At 38.8% G+C, this 21,849-nt stretch carries 19 protein-coding genes and 1 tRNA gene; 14 read left to right on the top strand and 6 right to left on the bottom strand.

The annotated features are described in order from the left end of the window. Positions 1-67 precede the first annotated feature (67 nt). From ACEXOE_RS17770 to ACEXOE_RS17745, 6 genes are read left to right on the top strand one after another with little or no spacing between them, the layout of a single operon-like run. Entirely contained in the window at positions 68-520 is a 453-nt protein-coding gene (locus ACEXOE_RS17770; RefSeq protein WP_394750193.1) for a YHS domain-containing (seleno)protein, read from the top strand. Next, positions 517-1,017, top strand: coding sequence for a YHS domain-containing (seleno)protein (locus ACEXOE_RS17765; protein ID WP_394750192.1), 501 nt, complete (start codon positions 517-519; stop codon positions 1,015-1,017). The genes ACEXOE_RS17770 and ACEXOE_RS17765 overlap by 4 nt, the downstream gene beginning before the upstream one ends. Positions 1,018-1,021: 4 nt before the next feature. After that, entirely contained in the window at positions 1,022-1,411 is a 390-nt protein-coding gene (locus ACEXOE_RS17760) for a hypothetical protein (RefSeq protein WP_394750191.1), read from the top strand. Between the two features lies 1 nt (position 1,412). Continuing rightward, positions 1,413-2,369, top strand: a complete 957-nt coding sequence (locus ACEXOE_RS17755; protein WP_394750190.1) for a septum formation inhibitor Maf — start codon at positions 1,413-1,415, stop codon at positions 2,367-2,369. Between the two features lie 12 nt (positions 2,370-2,381). After that, a complete protein-coding gene (locus tag ACEXOE_RS17750) occupies positions 2,382-3,209 on the top strand; it encodes a class I SAM-dependent methyltransferase (protein WP_394750189.1) in 828 nt (275 codons plus the stop codon). A gap of 56 nt (positions 3,210-3,265) precedes the next feature. Next, positions 3,266-3,766: a DinB family protein gene (locus tag ACEXOE_RS17745; protein ID WP_394750188.1), complete on the top strand. Its 501-nt coding sequence runs from the start codon at positions 3,266-3,268 to the stop codon at positions 3,764-3,766. 27 nt (positions 3,767-3,793) lie between these two features. On the opposite strand, the gene ACEXOE_RS17740 is transcribed toward ACEXOE_RS17745, so the two are convergent. Further along, a complete protein-coding gene (locus ACEXOE_RS17740) occupies positions 3,794-4,717 on the bottom strand; it encodes a LysR family transcriptional regulator (RefSeq protein WP_394750187.1) in 924 nt (307 codons plus the stop codon). A gap of 93 nt (positions 4,718-4,810) precedes the next feature. Here ACEXOE_RS17740 and ACEXOE_RS17735 point away from each other — a divergent pair, with 93 nt between their 5' ends. Continuing rightward, complete coding sequence (locus ACEXOE_RS17735; protein WP_394750186.1) at positions 4,811-5,686, top strand: haloalkane dehalogenase; 876 nt, start codon at positions 4,811-4,813, stop codon at positions 5,684-5,686. 138 nt (positions 5,687-5,824) lie between these two features. On the opposite strand, the gene ACEXOE_RS17730 is transcribed toward ACEXOE_RS17735, so the two are convergent. Then, positions 5,825-6,550, bottom strand: coding sequence for a LytR/AlgR family response regulator transcription factor (locus ACEXOE_RS17730; RefSeq protein WP_394750185.1), 726 nt, complete (start codon positions 6,548-6,550; stop codon positions 5,825-5,827). Positions 6,551-6,562: 12 nt separating this feature from the next. Further along, positions 6,563-7,618 (bottom strand): sensor histidine kinase, encoded by a 1,056-nt coding sequence (locus ACEXOE_RS17725; protein WP_394750184.1) that lies wholly within the window; start codon positions 7,616-7,618, stop codon positions 6,563-6,565. Positions 7,619-7,817: 199 nt separating this feature from the next. Here ACEXOE_RS17725 and ACEXOE_RS17720 point away from each other — a divergent pair, with 199 nt between their 5' ends. The 3 genes from ACEXOE_RS17720 (at position 7,818) to ACEXOE_RS17710 (ending at position 13,708) form a co-directional block, all read left to right on the top strand. Further along, positions 7,818-10,253, top strand: a complete 2,436-nt coding sequence (locus ACEXOE_RS17720; RefSeq protein ID WP_394750183.1) for a TonB-dependent receptor domain-containing protein — start codon at positions 7,818-7,820, stop codon at positions 10,251-10,253. A 556-nt stretch (positions 10,254-10,809) separates the two neighbouring features. After that, positions 10,810-11,154 carry a CU044_2847 family protein gene (locus ACEXOE_RS17715; protein ID WP_394750182.1) on the top strand — a complete coding sequence of 115 codons (345 nt, stop codon included), beginning with the start codon at positions 10,810-10,812 and terminating at the stop codon, positions 11,152-11,154. Continuing rightward, a complete protein-coding gene (locus tag ACEXOE_RS17710) occupies positions 11,141-13,708 on the top strand; it encodes a hypothetical protein (protein WP_394750181.1) in 2,568 nt (855 codons plus the stop codon). The genes ACEXOE_RS17715 and ACEXOE_RS17710 overlap by 14 nt, the downstream gene beginning before the upstream one ends. 175 nt (positions 13,709-13,883) lie before the next feature. On the opposite strand, the gene ACEXOE_RS17705 is transcribed toward ACEXOE_RS17710, so the two are convergent. Together ACEXOE_RS17705 and ACEXOE_RS17700 are read right to left on the bottom strand one after the other, a co-directional pair. Then, a tRNA-Met gene (locus tag ACEXOE_RS17705) sits at positions 13,884-13,956 on the bottom strand. 196 nt (positions 13,957-14,152) lie between these two features. Beyond that, positions 14,153-14,818 carry a metal-dependent transcriptional regulator gene (locus ACEXOE_RS17700; protein ID WP_394750180.1) on the bottom strand — a complete coding sequence of 222 codons (666 nt, stop codon included), beginning with the start codon at positions 14,816-14,818 and terminating at the stop codon, positions 14,153-14,155. Between the two features lie 95 nt (positions 14,819-14,913). Here ACEXOE_RS17700 and ACEXOE_RS17695 point away from each other — a divergent pair, with 95 nt between their 5' ends. After that, positions 14,914-17,169, top strand: coding sequence for a TonB-dependent receptor (locus ACEXOE_RS17695; protein WP_394750179.1), 2,256 nt, complete (start codon positions 14,914-14,916; stop codon positions 17,167-17,169). A 61-nt stretch (positions 17,170-17,230) separates the two neighbouring features. On the opposite strand, the gene ACEXOE_RS17690 is transcribed toward ACEXOE_RS17695, so the two are convergent. Further along, the gene (locus ACEXOE_RS17690; RefSeq protein WP_394750178.1) at positions 17,231-17,602 is read right to left on the bottom strand and encodes a SnoaL-like domain-containing protein; all 372 of its coding nucleotides are present in this window, start codon (positions 17,600-17,602) and stop codon (positions 17,231-17,233) included. A gap of 165 nt (positions 17,603-17,767) precedes the next feature. Between ACEXOE_RS17690 and ACEXOE_RS17685 the strand changes: the two genes are divergently transcribed. The 3 genes from ACEXOE_RS17685 to ACEXOE_RS17675 all read left to right on the top strand — a co-directional run bounded on the left by ACEXOE_RS17685 (position 17,768) and on the right by ACEXOE_RS17675 (position 21,640). Next, the gene (locus tag ACEXOE_RS17685) at positions 17,768-19,132 is read left to right on the top strand and encodes an alanine/glycine:cation symporter family protein (protein ID WP_394750177.1); all 1,365 of its coding nucleotides are present in this window, start codon (positions 17,768-17,770) and stop codon (positions 19,130-19,132) included. Then, positions 19,119-20,003 (top strand): GTPase Era, encoded by an 885-nt coding sequence (era, locus tag ACEXOE_RS17680; RefSeq protein WP_394750176.1) that lies wholly within the window; start codon positions 19,119-19,121, stop codon positions 20,001-20,003. Before ACEXOE_RS17685 ends, era begins: the two co-directional genes overlap by 14 nt. Positions 20,004-20,083: 80 nt before the next feature. Then, positions 20,084-21,640, top strand: a complete 1,557-nt coding sequence (locus tag ACEXOE_RS17675) for a choice-of-anchor I family protein (RefSeq protein ID WP_394750175.1) — start codon at positions 20,084-20,086, stop codon at positions 21,638-21,640. Positions 21,641-21,849 lie beyond the last annotated feature (209 nt).

The following is a 21,849-nucleotide window of genomic DNA, read 5'->3' as shown; positions in this document are numbered from 1 at the left end:
AGACACCTATATCTTTGCCATATAGCGGGTTATGAAAATCCGAAAATGAAATTAAAAAAAGAAAATCATGAAAAAATTAGTTCTTGCACTAAGCGTGCTGATGTCGACAATGAGTTTTGCGCAAAGCGTAAATACGAAATCCGTAGCTCTTGAAGGGTATGACCTTGTAGGGTATTTTACAAAAAATCAGGCCATTCAAGGTTCGGACAAACTCTCCGTTGAAGTCGATGGGATACACTATTATTTTAGCAGTGTGGAAAACCAAAAATTGTTTAAGGCAAATCCTTCAAAATACATGCCGGAAATGGGAGGGTTCTGTGCCACGGCGGTAGCTACTTCCAATGCTAAATTCCCTGTAGACCCTGAAACTTTTCAAATCACCGATGGGAAACTCTATCTTTTTTACAATGGCCCCTACAAAGGCGCTATTTTCAATGGGAAAGATCCATGGGTGAAAGATGAAAAAGCATTGATCAAGAAAGCAAATGCAAATTGGAAAACCCTCAAGAATAGCAAATGATACGTGCACTGACCATCAACCTTCGTCCATGGAGGTTGATGATCTTAAGTATTGGTATTATGAAGAGGTATCTGCTCGTATTCGGAATTTTACTGGGATCACTCAGTATACGGGGACAACAAGTGAACCATAAAAAAGTAGCGGTACATGGTTATGATCTTGTGGCCTATTTCCAAGGGAGGGCCATACAGGGAACCTCGGTGCTGAGTGCAAAAGTGGAGGATGTGTACTATCACTTTAGTAGTGCCGAAAATAGAGCACTATTCCAAAAGAATCCGCAGCAGTACTTGCCCAAATTTGGAGGGTTTTGTGCCATTGGAATCGCTATGTACGATGGCAAATATGATATTGACCCTGAAGATTTCCTCATTGATGGGGGAGCCCTCTATCTATTCTGTCCCGATCAATTGGAAAACTGGAAGGCGGATCGGGAAAATTTAAAGAAGAAAGCAGAGGTCGAATGGGCTAGAATGCAACAAGAATCAGATAAAAAATAACAAAATGAAAAAATACATTTTACTCGGTGTAACAGTATTGCTGTTGCTCTTTGAGAGTATTGCCCAAGAACAGAAAGGGAATTCCTTTGCTGGAAAAACATTTCGAATCGATAATTATATCGGGGACAAATTTGACAATGCCGAAGATTTAATATTTACGGCCACCGAAGTGGAAGGATCTATCTGTGTACAGCATGGTTTTAAAAAAGCCACATACACCACTAAGACCAATGCTAAGGGGCTTCAAGAATTTAGCTGTACCATGCTGAGCAAAGAACACGGTAAAATGGTATGGAAGGGTGAAAAAAATGGAAATTCCATAGCGGGAAACTATGTGTGGACCAAAGAAGGCCAAGATGCCATTCATTATACATTCAAAGGGAAGATCAAGTAATATGAAAAAAAACAAAGTAATGTTTTCGGGCTTCTTGCTGATCGGAGTGATGCTATGTGTTGGTTTTATTTCATCCTTTAGCAGTACTCCCAAGAAGGCACGGTATCCCAAAGAGAATCCTGTAGCTAAAGTGGCAGAGGAAAAAAGAACGGTAACGCAGGAAGCCAAAAAGTTTTGGTATGACGGCAAAGCGGAGCTTTCTAGCTACACATTGACACAAGCGAGATATGGAGAGACCCATAAGGGAACTGCGGTTTTGGTCTATGTGACCGAACCGTTTTCCACAGCATCCAATACAAAGGCAGATTTTAGCCGTCTGGAAAATATTTCCGTACTGAAATTAAACAAGACTCTAAAGTTTAACACAGGTATTTATCCCTATTCCATGATGAACAGTACTTTTTTCCCCGTGGAAAATGGAAATGCTTCATTGAAAATAGCCTCTTCTTTACAAGAATGGTGCGGGGCAACCTATCTTGAAATGAAAAATGAGGATAATTTTATTTTCGATTTCAACTCTTATTTTGAAGGTTTTACCTTTAAAAATAAGGTGCTTAAAAAGGAAATTTTAGAAGATGACCTATGGTCGTTGATTCGCTTAAATCCTGAATTGCTGCCAATAGGGAAGCAACGCCTCATTCCATCGATGTTTTTCTTGCGTTTGCGAAATCGCGAGCCAAAGGCCTTTGACACAGTTATCGCCCAAGAAAAAAGTCAAGATGGAATCTCCACATATATTTTGAATTACCCGGAATTGGAGCGAAAGCTCAGCATACGATATACCACTGCTTTTCCCCATACCATATTGGGATGGGAAGATACCCATTACAGTGGTTATGGGGCCGAAAAGAAAATGCAGACTTCAAAAGCTGAATTATTGAAGACCATTAAAACGGATTATTGGAATCAAAATCATAATAAAGATGCCCATTGGAGGGAAAAATTAGCCTTGGACTAAATAATATAATGTATGGCGACAATGAATGATATGAATTTTGATTTTGCAGATCAGAAGATAGCCATGGCCTACGATGAGGTGTTGGTTCCTTTACTTTTTGAACCTTGGACCAAACGCCTTATGGAAGAAAATGAAGCTTGGTCCAGCAGATATGTGTTGGACTTGGCCTGTGGTACTGGAGCCGTTACCAAGCACCTTCTGAATAGGGTAACCTGCAAAGGAAAGGTGTTTGCACTGGATCTCAATGAAGAAATGCTGGCAATCAACAGGGCTAAATTTGAGGAATTGGGATGTGATGATGCCATTGAATTTATTCATGCCCCGGCAGAAGCTATTCCTATTGAGGACAATACCTTGGATATTGTGGTGTGTCAGCAGGGACTTCAATTTTTCCCAGATAAACTTGCTGCCGCCCAAGAGGTATATAGAACGTTGAATACAGGAGGGAAATGGATTGTTTCTACTTGGCTTCCTGTGAGCGAATGCGAGATTATGGGCACTCTGTGCGAAACATTGGAGGCTATTAATGAACCGGAACTATCCCAAATGATGCGGCTGCCTTTTGATCATATGCCAAAAGAGGAATTAAAAGCGCTGTGTGTAAAAGCAGGCTTTCAGAAAATTGAAATAGAAGAACAGCGCTTGGAACTTTGTTTGAAAGGCGGTCTGGAAGAAGCTATACTATTCGTTCACGCTACCCCGGTAGGGCTAAAATTAAAGACCCTTTCCAAGGAAAAACAAAGGGCTTTTGAGGAAATTTTTAGGGCAAACGTAAAGCAACGCAATGGGACTAATTTTGGAAAAATGGTTTCCCATGTATTGAAAGCCTATAAACAGTAAGGGCTTTAAAATAAAGATAAAAACAATTTTAATACAACACTTTAATCAAAAAAACTATGAATCTAACAGCATTACTTTTACAGGAGTTTAAGGCCGAGGCGGCTACTACGCTCCGTGTACTTGGAGAAATTAAAAATGAGATATTGGATTTTAGTCCCCATCAAAAATCCAAGACTGTGTTAGATCTCGCGAACCACATGCTCCTTATACCAAGTTGGGTAGTACCTATACTAGAGGGATCCGAATTTGATTGGGCCGCCTATACCCCTCCCGCAGCAATGGAAACCAAAGAAGCACTTGTGGTGCAATATCAGGAATACGTTACCGCAGCTATTGAGGCTTTAGAGAAAGCGGATGATACGATATTACAGGAGCCATGGACGATGAAAAATGGGGATTTTACTTTTTTTACGATAGAAAAGCATCAGGCCATACGAAATTTGGTATTAAATCATACCGTACATCATAGAGCACAAATGGGCGTTAACCTACGATTGAATGATCTAAAAGTTCCGGCCACTTATGTTTCATCTGCAGATGAAAACTTGTTTGCATAAACCACCATAGAAAGAGACGAGGGAAGGTTATGTACCTTCCTTCTTTATTTTGAAAATGGCTTTATTTTTTTTGAATTCTCTTTTGATTTCCTTGATGAAGGAACGTTCTATTTCGGAGGTTTCATGTAAGCTCGCCACGTACCAGTCTCTTTTTCCAAGATTAGTTTGTAAAGGAAGGACAACCAGATCCGTATGATGAAGGAAAGGCGTTACAGCCCATTTTGCCATAACGGAAATTCCTAAATTGGCACTGACCAATTGAATGATCGCTTCGGTCAGCTGTACTTTTTGAATACTACCAACTGCCCCTATATTTTGGCCTAAAATATGGGTGAGTACATAGTTTTTTTCTTCTGGAATATCATACAGCATTAAATGCTGATGGGCTAGGTCACTTAGAGCTATTTTTTCTAAGCTGGCCAAGGTATTTTCTTTCGCCAAAACCACGACCATTTCGTCGGACAATAGGGGTTGGAAATGAATAGCGGGATGATCGATGATGCTACTCATTACAGCTAAATCGATTTTCCCCTCCTTAAGGTAATCTAGAGGGGCTTTTGTAGCTTCAATGACAATCTGGACATGGATCTTAGGGTGTGTTTTTCTGAATTCCTGGACAACATTGGGAAGCCAGTGATAACAGGTATAACATTCGGTGGTCACCCTGATTTCCTTCCGTCCCTCCTGTTTCAATACATTCAATTCTGAATGGAGTTGGGATAAGGAGGTCAGCATTTTTTCGGATTGTGAAAAAAGAAGCTGTCCTGCTTCGGTAAGGACGAGCTTTTTGTTTAAACGATGGAACACTTTTAGTCCAATATCGGCTTCCAAATTTTTGAGTTGATGACTTAAAGCGGGTTGGGAAAGAAATAGCTTTTCCGCTGCTTTGGTCAGGGAGCCCTCTTTTACAATGACATTCACCAATTTTAAATGGCGTAGCGAAACATTCATTATTCAAAAATTTTATGAAAAATATAAAATTAATTCATTTTTTTAATATGTCTAATCATTTTACTTTTGAAAGACAAAATCACTCCAAGTAAGATGACAAAAAATATACAAGAAGTCCATTCAAACTATTACGAGATATATGGCAGTAAGATGCATGTATTGGAATACGGGCAGGAAGCAACGGGAAATCCAATAGTATTTTTACATGGAAATCCATCCCATAGTTTTTTGTGGCGAAATATTACCCCTTATCTACAAGAATTGGGGCATCACATCGTAGTTCCCGATCTTATTGGAATGGGGAAGTCCGATAAACCTGCTATAGATTATACGTTTCTAGAGCAGTATGCCTATATTGAAAAACTCATTGAACAAATGAAACTTAAGGATATTATCTTGGTCTTGCACGATTGGGGTTCCGGACTTGGGTTCCATTATTTCTCGCAACATCAGGATAATGTAAAAGCCATTGTCTTTATGGAAGGAATCATCCAGGATATTGGAACATTTTTTCCTCAAGAAAATATTGAATTTTTCAATAAGCTCCGCGGTCCCGAGGGCTATAAAATGATTGCGGAAAACAATATTTTTTTAAATGAGGTATTGCCTACTTGGGTTTCCAGAGATTTGACATCAGAAGAACTTGAAGCGTACAAAGCCCCCTTTGAAACTACAGAAAGTAGAAAACCCATTTGGAAATTTGTATCCCAAGTGCCTTTGCACGGAAAACCGGAATTGACCGCTTCCATTGTAAAAACATACCGAGAAGCCTTAGAGCAATCTTCCCTGCCAAAATTGTTCTTTTATGCAGAACCCGGAGCCTTTATGCCGGAACCTGTCAGAAACTGGATTATAGCGCATATCCCCAATTTAGAGGCGGTGAACGTTGGTAAGGGCGTACACTTTATCCAAGAAGATCATCCGGATGTGATCGGAGAGAAGATCAGAGCATTTGTATTAGGACTTTAAGATTAATATTGTTCTTATTTCCTTTAAATGTCAATAGAAGCCAAAAGAAAAATGCTCCTTGAGAAATCGGGGAGCTGCTTGGTTTCGGAAATGGGGCTACCTTGAACTTCACTCAGCATCAAATTTTGATCCCGTTGTTTATAAGATCAACTCCTTAATTTTATCGGCATATCCGCGACTTACTTTTACTTTGGCATCATTTTTAAGCACTAACAAATAACTTTTTCCATACTTGGATATTTCTTTAATGGCTGGTAAACTTACAATACTACTGCGGTGAATGCGTAAGAACTGTTTAGGATTTAGTTTTTCTTCCAATTGACTAATCCCTCGATTACTGATATAGGTTTCCTTTTGATCATAGATTTTGGAATAATCACCATAGGCTTCTATATGGTAAATATCTTTGGTGGCAAGTGTTGCATATTTAGTGCCTTTTTCTACAATAATACGATCGGGATATTCGGTTTTTGACATGATATGCTGATCGGCCAGTGGAACAATATGTTGTGGGGAATTTTCTTTAAGTTTGGAAATTGCCTTGTCAAAACGCTCTCTCGTATATGGTTTTAACAAGTAATCTACGGCATGTACTTCAAAGGCCTGTAATGCATACTTGTCGTAGGCCGTACTAAAAATAATAGTGGGGAGTTCTTCTAAATGTTCCAATACATCAAAGCCTGTCAAACCTGGCATTTGGATGTCCATAAAAACCAGGTCCGGTCTGAATTCATTGATGATCTTAATGGCATCTACACCATTGTTGGCTTCCCCTACAAGAATTAATTCGTTGTGATTTTCTAAATATTCTTTGATAAGTGCGCGCCCGGATTTTTCATCATCTACTATGACTACTTTTTTCATGTATTCGTTCTTTTATAGCTCAAATTGTACTTTGAGTCCACTAGGGAAATTATCGGTTAGCTGCAATGTAGATTGATACATTTTTTGTAAACGTTTCTGGGTATTGCTTAAGCCAACACCTAAATTGAAAATGGCTTCCTTATCTTCTACACCAATACCGGTATCATTAATTTCAAAGACCAACTTATCCTCTTTTTCTTGAACGATAATATCAATATGTCCACCTTTTACGAGCGGAGAAATTCCATGTTTAACAGAATTTTCGACCAAAGGTTGTAAAATCATGGGAGGTATTTTTCGGGAAAGCAATTCATTAGGCACAGAAATGTTAATGGACAGTCGATCTTCAAAACGCTGCTGCTCCAATTTTAAATACGTATTGACAAATTCCAACTCTTCTTTTAGCGTCACCAAATCTTCACGACTAGCTTTTAGCTGGTATCTAAACAGATCTGAAAGCTCCGCGATCATCTCCCGGGTTTCTTCCATTTCCCTGGGAACACTAGCATTGATCGTATTAAACACATTGTATAAGAAGTGCGGATTCAATTGTGCTTTGATCGCGCTCAATTCACTTTTGAGCGCGGCATTTTTAAGCTCTATTTCATATTGCAATCGTCGTTGATTAATGATATAGTGTTCATAGGCATGGAATACGGCAAACTGAATTAAATAAAACAGTGCGGGGATGTAGATGTCCCATATTTGTGCATTTCCATCTAAATGTCCATAGCCTAGGAATTCACAAGCTTTGTAGAAGAGTGTTTTCGCAAATAAAACAAAAAACGGAAGCCCTAAGAAATGGAGGAGTAATCTATATTTTAGCGGCCAAGTACGACATATTCTAAAAATGATGAACCAAACAATAGCAGTAGCGATAAGCATTAAGGTATATTGTAGCCCTTTTGTAAAGTACCAATCATCTAAACTCCATAGGGTATCTGAAGGATTATTTTGCCCTCCTCTATTATAATATAGGGTAACATGATAAAAAAAGGAAAGTGCAAGATAGACGCCAATAACGGCTAGGACTTCAGAAACGCGTATGCGGAAAATACTTTTTTTCATGATGGATTTCCTTTATAGATTATTAAAAGATACTCAAAACTATCTTTATTTTATGGAGGAACAGCACAACTTTCGACGAGTTGTCCTATAGACAGATGAATGGCCCTGAGTCAATTCGTCTAGCTATATGGCATCTCGTCAGTTCTTTGTTTTTAATGGATATCGGGTGTTTCATATTTGTACCAAACAAATAGAAATCATGAATACTAAAACACTCTTTATCGCATTACTTATACTAGTATCTACTTTCGCCAACCTGTCTACTGCAAGGGCGCAACAGAGAGCACCACAGGTAGGAGCCCAAACGCTCACTGGAACGGTGATTTCAGAAACTAAAGAGCCTTTACCTTATGTAAATGTTATTGTAAATACACCGGAAGGCAATCTTGTGAAAGCTGCCATTACAGATGAACAAGGTACTTTTAAAATACAAGACCTTTCTCCGAATTCGTATACGCTAGTAGTATCTTTTGTAGGATATAAAACTGTTGAAAAAGCTATTACGATAACAAGAAGGCCGCTTGCATTACCTGTAATTCAAATGGAATTGGCCATCGAATCCTTGGATAATGTCACTGTAGTGGCCCAAAAACCCATCATTCAGGTACAACCTGATAAAACCGTTTTTAATGTAGCGAGTACGGTAAGTAGTGCCGGTAATAATGGGATTGAGTTGTTGCGAAAAGCTCCAGGGGTACGTTTGGATAATAACAATAATGTGATCGTAGAAGGGAAAGCAGGAGTGTTGATCTATATAGATGGACGTCAAAGTTTTTTACAGGGAGATGATCTTACGGCCTATTTACAGGCTTTGCAAGCAGATACCATTGAAAGTATAGAGATCATTACACAACCTTCTGCCAGATATGATGCTGCTGGAAATGCAGGAATTATCAATATCCGTTTAAAGAGAGAGAAAGGATTGGGTACTAGAGGGAGTGTTTCTAGTACGGTGACCGTTGGGGAATATCTGCGAACCAACAATACCGTTTCCTTTACGAGCCGACTAAAAAAATGGAATATATATGGCACCTATTCCAACTATCTGGGGCGTTCCACCAGTTTTATTGATCTTTTCCGAATTCAGGGAAATACTATTTTTGATTCTCGAACAGCCTCTGAATTTGATGGTTTTTCCAATAATATACGTTTTGGTGCCGATCACTATCTAAATAAGAAGAGTACCATTGGGGGAGTGATTACCACAAATTTGAATGATACCGAGAGTACTTCCAATAGCAGAACTCCTATTATTGACCGTACCACAGGAGTTGTGGATAGTATTTTAAGTGCCCCAAATAGTGCGGAGAACAGTACGGTAAATATAGGGGTAAATCTCAACTATCGTTATCAGGATACTACCGGAATCATGTTCAGTGCCGATGTGGACTATGGGCGGTATACCCGCGATCGAATCAACAACCAACCTAATTTTTATCTAGCACCTTCAGGGGAGGTATTGAATGAAAATATTACCTTACAGGACACTCCTGTTACCATTGATATTTATGCCGCTAAGGCAGATTACCAACAGAGCCTTGGAAAGGGAACTTTTGAAACTGGTCTAAAGGCTTCCAAAGTGCGTACCGATAATATTTTTGACTTCTTTAATACCACTAATGGAGAAAATGTATTAAACCTTGATCGCAGTAATGAATTTATCTATGATGAAAAGATCTATGCGGGCTATGCAAAATACAACTTTGGCAGTGGTAAATGGAAATTCCAAGGAGGATTACGTGTGGAAACTACCGATTCTGACGGGGATCTCATTGCAGAAAGGGAAACCAATAATCAATCGGTAAGCAGAACGTATACCGACCTATTTCCTTCGGCAGGATTGACCTATGCGGCCAATAGAAATAACTCCCTTGCCTTGACCTATAGCCGAAGAATCCAACGGCCCAACTATCAAGATTTGAATCCTTTTGAATACCAGATCGATGAATTGAGCTTTAGACGCGGAAATCCATTTTTACAGCCCCAATACACCAATAATTTAAAATTGTCCCATACCTATAAGTATACCTTGAACACAAGTTTTAGCTATTCGTATATCAGCGACTTCTTTGCCCAGGTCACAGAAGCTATTGGGGATACCAGAAACTTTTTGAGTACACGTAATGTTGCCGATCAAGAAGTGTATAATATCAGTGTATCCTATCCTTTTAAAGTAAATAATTGGTGGAGCGTCTATGCCAATGTATATGGAACCTATAATAGATTCATCGCAACGGATAATGCCTTTATTTCCACCTCACAAGAGACCTTTGGATTTTATGCACAGAACACCATTCTATTGCCTAAAGATTTCAAATTGGAAGTCAGTGGATGGTATAGCAGTCCATCCATATGGGGAGGTACTTACGAAATAAAGAGTTTAGGATCGCTGAATCTGGGCATTCAGAAGAGTTGGAAACAATGGACAGGAAAGATTAGCGTAAATGATGCGCTCTTCACGATTCCTTGGAATGGGACCACACAGTTTGGCGATCTATCTATCGATGGTCGCGGGGGAAGTGATAGCCGTAATGTGAATTTTTATGTACAATATAGTTTTGGAAACTCGGAGGTAAAGAAAGCACGTAAGCGCAAAGGAAGTTTAGAAGATGAGAAAGGGAGAATAGGGAGGTAACGGTTTAAGGATGCCCATAGTCTTAGATTTCTTTGTTCTACTGTATCAACGCACCCGAGAGGGTGCTTTTTTATGGGAAGGAGGAGATAGAAGAAAAAAGTAGAAGCTACCCAAATTTTACGGGATTTTGGAGAGAGATAGCAGTATTCTCATGTAATTGAGCAGCCTCAAAAATGCGTTGAAAAATTGCATCCCAATTTTACAATTTGTAGAAAGTGATAATGCTGTCCACACAAAAACCTTTGCAAGTCACGGTCAGAAAAGAGATGTCCCGGGATTCTGGAGAGAATACGATTGCCTACTAAAAAAATAATTTAGCTGTATAGGAATTTTATTACCTTTAAGAAGTTATTGGATTGATTTTTATATAATTAGAGTAAATCTGTACTTCTTGGCTATTTTAAGATTCCGATACTGTTGGTTCAATAAAGGCCTTTGAATATTGGATTTACAGATTTTGTCAAGTTTTGTATACTAAATGTTCTTATCCCCAAGAATGACTATATATTAATATTTCGAATTTCTTAAACTTTTAAAAAAGTAAAGCTTATTATTTATGAATAAAAATGATGTAATTGAAATTAATTTAGGTGAAAGCCTCATGTATTTGGAGATTAAGGATGCTTTATCCGAGAATAGTCAAGATGGGGCATTTGAAGATGTTGCCTTTAAGGAATCCAAAGTTTATAAGGCAACCAAAAAGAAAATAGAAGAATCTCTTGACTCCGTAAAGTACGTAGGCAAGCTTATCTCTGAAAAATTAAACGACATTAAACCGGACAAAACAGAGATTGAATTTGGAATCAAATTCAATACGAATGCCAATGTTGTTATTGCCTCAATTGCACAGGAGGCTAATTTTAAAGTGAAGCTAACATGGACCTCAAATGAATCACAATAACAGACATTTTGTTAGGTTGATCAATGATAGGGGGGTGCATCGTGGTTGCGGAGTTCTTGTCAACAACAAAATAATAATTACTTCTTATCATGTTATTAGTCACATTAAAAAGGAAAGGAGTGAAACAGTCCTTCAAATACCAAATTCAAATTACCCTCCAATTACCCTAATACCAGAGGGTGAAGATGAAAATTGTAAAGAAAAGGTGATAAAAGAAAGAGACTTTATCATCTATGAACTTAATGAACCTCTGGATCATTTAAAATCCACTGAGCATCATTTACCGATACTAGTATCTAGTTTTTCAAAATTAATCAATAAAAATAAAGAATGTAAAGTTTATATAGATGCGCATATTAATGGATATAGATTGAAATCTAAAAAAGCAATTATAGCGGATTATATTCAAGATTATTTGGTGCAGTGCAATGAGATTGTTGATACCACTGTACAAATAGGTGATGTTTCCCATACCTTAAGGAAAGAAAAAGAGTTTGTAAGCAAAGGATATAGTGGAAGTCCGGTTTATGTGAAAGATAACCACAGAGAACTTTTTATTGGTATCGTTAAAATGGCTGATGAAGCCGGAACGTTCCATCTAGTAACATCAGATGAAATAAAAAAGCACCTGAGCCCTCATTATTATAAATCTGAAAAGCTATTTCAAAATGACTTTACGGGGACCAATAAAGATCATGTTATAAGGCCAAAGTATTTTGCTCATATCAATAACTTTTTATATCAAAATATAGCGGATACCAATATTCTCTTTGTCCAAGGCGTAAGTGGTATAGGAAAAACCAGCATTGTTAAAAATGTATGCGAACAAACTGAGATGGATTTTGTTTGGATAGATTGTAGATGGGTTAGGGATGAGTCATTATTTGAGGAAAAGATCATGGCCAATTCGCAAGCTGAACTACTGGTAATTGATGGAGCTTCCTGTTCGCATTTAGTAATTAAGGAAAATTGGCTTAACAATAATTATGTCAATTTTAATCATATTATCTTGACCTCTTCGGAACCCACCTGCTACGATTTTATTTTAAGTTCTATGGGGTATAAACAGGCGTTTACCATAGACAAAATGACCGAATCCGAGGGATTACAATTGTTAAAAGACATTGATTCGAAGTACATTGGACTGAATGATAAAAAAGCCATATATGAAATTTGTCGTGGTATTCCAATTTTTATGCAGATCGTAAAGGATATGGCATTAAGTCAGATCAACAACTACAGAGTGCTGGACTACGAACATAATAAAGATGTTTTTCAATTAATCGGGAGAGATTTTACTCATGAGGAATTATCCAAAGAGTTGTTTAAAATTTGGGTTGCTAAAGACAGCATTGATAGCTTGAAAAAGGAAATAATTTTTATTTTATCTAAAGTTTCAAATGTTGGGATGACACTATCCTCGCTGAAAGCGGTATTAAAATCCGAAAAACCGTACAAAAGGGCGTTGGACGATCTTATAGGACGTGGTTTTGTTAGGGTAGTTGAAAAACCTAATGATAGAAATTTAGAGGGACATATTTGTTGTGTACACGATTTAATTAGAAATTTAGCAGAAACTAATATAAGTGGCTTTTGCGAATTCGATTACAATGAACGTTTTATTGCATATGTGAGAGACAATGCAAAAAAATGCGATCTAATAACGAGAATAGACGCCTTGATTCTTGACATGTTGAAAATCTGGGATGACTCTGCAAAAGTGGACAGTAATGGTTTGAAGTCGGAATCTGTTTGTAAAAAACTTCATCTGTATGGTAGAGAATTGGACCAAATGGTTCCTTTTAATTCTGGATCAGAAAAACTAAACGAATGGATAACAGATCAATTCTCCTCGGTTATCGCTAAAAATTGTGGTTATTTGATTGGTTTATCAGGGGTATTTTCTAATCTAAGCCCATCTCCAATGATTGCGCAAATGATGTGGTGCGGTTTGGAAGAAAATATAAGTATTTTGGATGATCCTACACGAAGTCCAGATAGTTTGGCGCGCGCAAATTTGATAAACTGTTCGTTTTCCCATTGGTTGCGATTGAAAACAATAAATAGGGAAAACATCGTAAAAAATGTTCATGACCATTGGATAATTTTTGATACGTACACTGAAAAAGGAGAGCATGATCTGGAAATAGCTGCTATGCTAGGAGGTTTGATCAGTATGAAATCAGTAAAACAAGTTATGGAATTCATTCAAAGGGCTTCATTTAAAAGGCGTTTTGATTCTAATAGAATGAGCTATTTAACTATAATAATTGGCATAATCGAACATTGCTCGATTAGCGAAAAAGAAAAATATTTACCCTATTTATTCAATCGTTTACATACAATATTTGAGAGTGAAGCAAAGAATGATGTCATATCCTATTTAAAAGAAAAGAATTATAATTTTGACGAAGGGAATGTCAAAAATAGGAACACTTTTGAGACCAAAGGGTTGAGTAGAACGGTAAGTTTTTTAGCATTCTCAGAACAATTTGACAATTATATTACAAATACTTTAGGAAGGGGGGCCGGTAGTTGGATTTTAAAATCATAGTTTCAACCAAAGGTATGGTACATCGTAAATCGTAAGGGAAATTTAGAAGATGGGAAAGGAAGAATAGGAGGTAATGATTTAAAGATACCTATGGTCTCTGAACTATCTGTTTCACATTATGTTTTATAAGAGAAATAAAAAAGCCTTTCGATTTCTTGAAAGGCTTTTTTGATAGTAGCGGGAACTGGACTCGAACCAGTGACCTTCGGGTTATGAGCCCGACGAGCTACCTACTGCTCTATCCCGCGATATATGCTTTATGTATTTTTAAAATACTAGGTTTTCAATAAAATTTCTCAGTTGGAGTAGGTACCCTGTCCTAAGCCTGTCGAAGGATGCTGCGCTATCCCGCGATGTGGACGGCAAAGATACAACCTTTTTTAAGTACGGCAAGAATTTTTATCGGATTTTTTATGTCAAGATCTCAAAGTCCACTGTTTTCTACTATCCTACCAAGATATTGTCCGATACTTTTTTAGATAAACTAAGGAATACCTCTTCTTTTTTAATTTTTAAAGAACCGTCATAGGCAATTTTTTCCTTGACCATTATTTCCGTACCAATTTGAATCCCCAATTCTTCAAGATATTGCAGGAAATCCTTAGAAGTGTCTCGTACGGCCAATACGGTATACGATTTGTCATTTTCGGCCAAGGATAATTTTAAGGTGTCCCGTTGTGGAAGAATTCCTTTGCTATCTGGAATGGGGTCTCCGTGAGGGTCGTATTTAGGGTACCCTAAAAATTTATCGATCTGTGCTACTAGTTTTTCAGATTGAATGTGTTCCAGCTGTTCGGCGATATCGTGCACCTCGTCCCATTCAAATTCCAATTTCGTGCATAAAAAAGTTTCCCATAAACGATGCTTACGAATAATATGTAGCCCTACGGCCTCACCGTCAGCGCTCAAGGTTACTTTTTTATATTTTTCGTGATAGACCATTTTCTTTTCCTTCAAGCGCTTTAGCATCTCGTTGACCGTAGAGGGTTTAACGCCTAAATACGTGGCCAGGTCATTGGTGCCCACACCTTCTTTTTGTGTCATGGTCCGATCGGTGGAGGACAAATGGAGCAGGGCCTTGATGTAATTTTCTTCTACAAGTGATAACATGAGGGTAAAAGTATAAAAAATATACTAAATTATTTTGTTAGGTTAACCTAACTTTATTAGTTTTGTTGCCGAAATACTTTAATAATCAATACGAAATGAAATTTCAAATTGTTTTGGGCCTTCTTTCTTTTTTGTGGGGAGGGATTGCATTCGGAATCGCACAAACGGGAACTATAGAGGGAGATATCCGTTATAATGGAAATCCTGAACCTTTTGTTTCTGTATATATAGATGGCACTTCCCTGGGAACTTCTACGAATACTGATGGTAGGTATAGCCTTAACAATGTGCCCTATGGAAATATTACCCTAATTGTATCTTCTTTAGGGTATAAAAGCTTGAAAAAAACCGTACAAGTCAATAAAGCGGTCACGGTCCTAAATTTCGAACTTGAAGAGAACAGTCAGGCATTGGATGAAGTTGTTGTTGCTGTACCCGGGGGTAAATTACAGAGAGACCTTGTGGTGAAAGTGGAAAAACAGGCTTTGAGTGAATTGTACAATGCCTCATCGATTACCTTGGCAGAAAGCATTAGTAATATTGCCGGGGTAGCGCAAAATAGTACCGGAACCAGTATCGGGAAACCAGTCATCCGTGGATTAACGAGCAATCGGGTAGTAACCTATGCACAGGGCACACGGATAGAAAACCAACAATGGGGGGCAGAACATGGCTTGGGTGTTAGCAATAATGGCGTACAAAGCGTAGAGGTCATTAAAGGTCCGGCCTCTTTACTATATGGGTCGGATGCCATTGGTGGTGTACTTTATTTTGTAGACGAGGCTTTTGTAGAAGATGGCACTCAAGGCTTTGCTGAAAGTGGTTTTTTTACCAATGCCCGGAATTCACAGAATAAGGTAGGGGTGAAGACCGCTTTGGGAAAATTTAGATTCAATACCTTTTTGGGCTATAATAGCGCAGGAGATTTTTCTGTTTCCGATGACGATCAAACGGCGGAACAACGGGCTATAGGGCAACGGGTGTTCAATACCAGGGCCAATGAAAAAAATGCCAAGATTTCCCTAGGCTTTCGAGAGGGTAATTACAGTTCTAAATTGACCTATACTTATTTGAACAATTTTTTTGGTATTCCCTCTGATACGCCTTTCACGGATGATTTTACACGAGAGTTTATCCTTCCCTTTCAAGATGTGACCCAACATAATCTTGCCTTTGAAAATGATTTTAAATTCCAGGGAGCAAATTTTAATCTCATTCTAGGCTATGCTGTAAATGACCGTCAGGAATTTAATGAGGTGGAGACGGCTCCTGATCTTCATCTAAATTTAGGGGTGTTCAGTTATAATATTCGAGTTTCGGAATTGATCAAGTCCCCAAAGTTTGACCTTTCTGTGGGAGCGCAAGGTTTGTTTCAGGATAACGAAAATAGAGGGACTGTTTTTTTAATACCGGATGGAGGTTCCTCTGAAAACGGGGTCTATGGCCTGTTTAATTATAAGCCTTCTTCCCAATGGACCTTTCAGTCAGGATTGCGTTTTGATTCCAAAACCATTCGTGCCGAAAGTGTGGTCATTGATGGCGTGACGAATTTTGCAGATTTTAATGAATCCTATAATTCCCTAAATTACTCCGTGGGAGCAAAGTATGATTTGAATGCGTTTACCTTTAGATTTAATGTTGCTTCCGGGTATAGGGCTCCCAATACCTCGGAACTATTGTCCAATGGAGAACATGGAGGGGTCGGTAGAATTGAGGTTGGAGATCAAAACTTGGTCAGTGAGGCAGCAACCCAATTGGATTTCGCTTTAAACTACGCCAAAGGAGGATTAAATATTACGATCAATCCTTTCTACAACACCATTAATGACTATATCTTTATAACACCGACCGGAGAAACCGGTGAGGATGACCTGCCCATATTTGCTTACTTGCAGGAAGACGCGAAATTGTATGGCGGAGAATTTGCCATTAATTATGTGCCCGCAGGCCTAAAGGAACTATCGGTGCAATCTACTGCTGCGGTGACCTATGGAGACGATTCCAACGGTAACCCCTTACCCTTGATTACCCCTGTTAATTTTAATTCAAGGGTTCAATATGATGTGAACTTGGGAAGACGATTTAAGCTGAATACCCTCTTTTTGCAAATGCAGAATTATTTAGATCAAAATAGGGTGAGCGAGTTTGAATTGCCTAATGAAGCGTATACGTTGATCAATTTGGGTATCCAAGCCAGTTACAATAAGAATATCCGTTTTGGTTTTACGGTCAAGAATATTTTTGATACCTCCTATGTGGATCATCTTTCTAGATTGAAAACGATATTTGAAGATGCTCCAGTACCCAATCCGGGGAGGGACTTTACCTTTAACTTAAGATATAACTTTTAAGGAGATGAAATAAAAAAGGTCGCTATTCTAATAGCGACCTTGAAAAACTATGCTTAAAAAATTAAGCGTGGTAATATCTTTCATTGATGATTTTTCCATCTTTCCATTGGGTGCGTACCACTTGCTCAAAACGATGCTTGGCACCGTCGTTGGTATCGAACTCCATTACGGCTTCGTAAAAAGTAGTATCGCCTTTAACAGCAGGTCCACTGGTTACTGTATACCCGTGAAACGCAGTTACCGTATCCAATAATTTTTGCTCCTCGGCCAAACAAAATGCTTTTCCTACTTTAGCAGGATTGTTTCCCTCAAATAATTGTACGTCATCGGCCAAATACGTCTCCATGGCATTGATAAATTGACCCTCGGCCAATAATGCGGTTACTTCATTTGCTTTAACCAATAATTCTTGTTCTTGCGTAGTTGCTTCCATAATTGCTTTTTTATTTATGTTTTTTTTATAGTACAAATGTAGATCACGCCCTTTGGCTACAATTGTCCATTTTTCCCGAATACTGTGATGGATTTCCTTTTATGGACAAAGAACAACTTTTGCTTCTTTTTTTGTTGGGAAGATTGAATTGGTTACATTCGATTTATGGAAGCGATCAACGACTTTATATCTGCCTTACTCCCCTATACGGAATGGCCTATGTTCCTCTTGCTTATTGGGGGAGGACTATTTTTAGTATGCTACTCTAAACTTACGCCCTTTCGGTTTTTTGGTCATGCTGTGGCCATTACGGCAGGGAAATACGATGATAAAAATGCCAAGGGTGACGTTAGTTCTTTTCAGGCCCTTTCTGCTGCAGTGGCTGCAACCGTAGGACTGGGAAATATCTCTGGAGTGGCGATCGCAATTCACGATGGAGGCCCGGGAGTGGTATTTTGGATATGGCTCACCGCACTTTTGGGCATGGGCATCAAATTTTATTCCTGTAGCTTGTCTATTATGTTCCGCGGTACGGATTCTAGCGGGAAGCTACAAGGTGGACCTATGTACTATATCACACAAGGCTTGGGAAAAAAGGGGAAACCCTTAGCCATTTTCTTTTGTCTTTGTGGTTTGTTTGGGTTTTTGGGCGTATTTACCGCAAATCAGTTTACGGAAACCTTTATGAGTGTCATACAGCCTTCGGAATCTTTGATCGCCATGGATGATGAAAGTTGGAAGTGGACTGTAGGCATTGTTTTGGCTATAATCACCTCTTTTGTCATTTTTGGCGGACTTACTAAGATTGCCAAAGTAGCCTCGGCCATTGTGCCTTTTATGGTCTTGATATATCTCGTCGCCGTTATTGTAGTCATGTTAATGAATGCAGGTCAGGTGCTTCCTTCGTTAAAACTGATTTTCACCGAAGCTTGGAATTTTGATACTGCGGTTACGGGAGGTTTTTGGGGGTTGGTAATCATTGGAGTGCGTAGGGCTATGTTTTCCAATGAAGCGGGCTTGGGAAGTGCTCCTATGTATCACGGACAATCCAAAACCGATAATCCGATCAAGGAAGGTTTGGTGGCCATGTTGGGCCCCTTTATCGATACGATATTGGTATGTACTTTTACGGCAGTAGTGATTATTCTAAGTGGGGCTTATCTTGAGGATGTTAGCGGTATTGTGATGACCTTGGAAGCTTTTGAACGTACGCTTTTTGGATTTGGAGATGATCTGTTGATGCTTATCGTTACCGCTTTTGCCCTATCTACATTGTTTACCTATTCTTATTATGGAGTAAAATGCCTTTCCTTTTTGACCAATGCCCGAATTGGGAAATTATATAATGTATACTTTGTTATTATGATTATTTTTGCCGCGGTGGCATCTTTGGAGTTGGTGAAGAATCTAATTGACCTCTCTTATGCCTTGATGGTTATTCCCAATATGATCGCCGTATTGTTATTGGCCCCTAAAGTGAATGTTGCCGCCAAGGAATATTTTAAAAAACTGAAAAATGCAAAAGCATAAAGCTGGCTTTGTCAATATTATAGGGAATCCAAATGTAGGGAAGTCTACTTTAATGAATGCCTTTGTAGGAGAGAAACTCTCCATTATTACGTCCAAGGCCCAAACCACCCGCCATCGTATTTTGGGAATTGTCAATGGGGATGATTTTCAAGTCATTCTTTCGGATACTCCAGGAATCATTAAACCTGCTTACGAATTACAATCCTCCATGATGGATTTTGTAAAATCGGCTTTTGAAGATGCCGATGTATTGTTGTATATGATTGAAATTGGGGAAAAGGCACTGAAAGATGAGAAGTTTGCCCAAAAAATACAAAATAGTAAAATCCCTGTACTACTCCTGTTAAATAAGATCGATATCACGGAACAGGAAATTTTGGAAGAACAGGTACAATACTGGCAACAGGAATATCCCAAAGCAGAAATACACTTGATTTCCGCTTTGCAGAACTTCAATATCAAAGAGGTTTTTGAGCGTATCATTGAATTATTGCCTGAAGCACCGGCCTATTACCCTAAAGACCAATTGACCGACAAGCCAGAGCGTTTTTTTGTTAATGAAACTATTCGCGAAAAAATATTACAGTATTACAAAAAAGAAATTCCATATTCCGTAGAAATCGAGACTGAAGAATTTCTAGAGGATGAAGATATCATCCGCATGCGTGCGGTAATTATGGTGGAGCGCGATTCCCAAAAAGGAATCATTATCGGACATAAGGGAAGTGCCCTGAAAAGAGTGGGCGTAGAGGCTAGAAAGGACCTGGAAAAGTTCTTCGATAAACAAGTGCATTTGGAACTTTATGTTAAGGTAAATAAGAATTGGCGCAGCAACCCGAATCAGCTGAAACGTTTTGGTTACAATTCGTGAGCAGTTATAATCATTATTTTTCCTTTTACTAACTTTTGCTTTATATAAGGTGTTCATCTTTGGAATTAAAACCAATTTAGATGAAAACATATTATAAAGTGGCCTTTTTGGCTCTAGTGCTAAGTGTGAGTTCCTGTAATAAAATTGACGATTTTATTGGAGGAGGTGGAGATGATGATACTCCAGATACTCCCGACCCAACGAATACCAATGTAAATTTTCAGTTTGCCCATACCATTGACGTCGGTGGTGAAGCTTCTGCGGAAATAACCGCGTTTGACCCCAATACCAATAAGATATTTGTGGTTAATAATGACGATGAATTAGGACTGAACGAAATAACGGTCTATGATATTACCAATATCAACGCGCCTGTACAAGAAAATAGTATTGATGTAAGTACTATTGGAGCGCCAAATAGTGTGGCTGTTGCCAATGGACTTTTGGCGGTGGCCGTAGAGGCACCAAATAAACAAGCCTTGGGGAGCGTATTGGTATATGATACCGCTACGCAGGTTTTACAATCTTCTTATACCGTAGGAGCCTTGCCAGATATGGTCACCTTTACACCAGATGGAACTACTATTCTATCGGCGAACGAAGGAGAACCTAATGAAGAATACACAGTGGACCCTAATGGGTCGGTAAGTATTATCGATGTGGCTTCCGGAACGGTGACCACCTTGGAATTTGACGGCCTAAGTCATTTTCAGGAAAACCTTGAAAAAAATGGGTTCCGTATATTCGGTCCCAATGCCACTTTTGCTAGTGATATAGAGCCGGAATTTATTACCGTATCCGAGGATTCCAAAACCGCCTATGTGGCGCTTCAGGAAAATAATGGATTGGCTGTGGTGGATCTGGAAACAAATACCATTACGGAGATTTGGCCTTTGGGGTATCAGGACTATTCCCTTCCTGGAAATGAGATCGATCCCAGTGATCGTGATGATATCAAGGAGTTACGAAATGTTCCGGCATTGGGAATTTTTCAACCGGATGGGATTACATCGGCAACCATCAATGGTGTGGAATATATAGTGACGGCCAATGAGGGCGATGCCAGGGATTATGATGCATTTAGCGAAGAAGAACGCGCTGATGATCTTCTGTTGGATGCCACAATTTTTCCAAATGCGATGGATTTGCAAATGGATGCCAATTTGGGCAGATTGGAAGTAACTACCGTAAATGGAGATACGGATGGAGACGGCGATTTTGATCAAATTGTCTCTTTTGGAGGACGTTCTTTTACCATTTGGGACGAAACTGGAAATAGGGTGTATGATAGTGGCAATGAAATAGGAAGCAGAACTTTGGCTTTGACCCCAGATCGATTTAACGATAACGACGGGCGTAGTGATGCCAAAGGTGCGGAACCAGAATCGGTAGCCATTTTAAACCTAAATGATGAACGTTATATTTTGTTCGTGGGATTGGAACGTAACGATCAGGTATTGGTATATGATATGACCAATCCGGCAGCACCTGAATTTATTCAGCTTTTGGCCAATGCAAATGATGAAGCTCCAGAAGGCTTATTGGTGATTCCTGCAAGTGATAGTCCTTCGGGAAAAGACCTATTATTGGTCAGCAATGAGGATAGTGGTACAGTTACGATCTACGAAAATAAATAAGAATTTTAGAGAGACTGCAATAGTCCCGAAGAAAACAAAAGAGTATGGTTTTTATCATACTCTTTTTTTATGAAATGAAGGGTGTAGGAGAGTATTAAATGATTGGAATGGTTCAAAGAGAGCCGTAAAAAAAAATGGGGACGCCGTAAAGCGTCCCCAACTCACTAAACTAACTAAATGACAAATTAACAATCAATCAGTATTAACTA

This window comes from Spongiimicrobium salis, from assembly GCF_043678055.1.
Taxonomy (GTDB): Bacteria; Bacteroidota; Bacteroidia; order Flavobacteriales; family Flavobacteriaceae; genus Spongiimicrobium; species Spongiimicrobium salis.
This window is presented reverse-complemented; position numbering and strand designations above follow the sequence as displayed.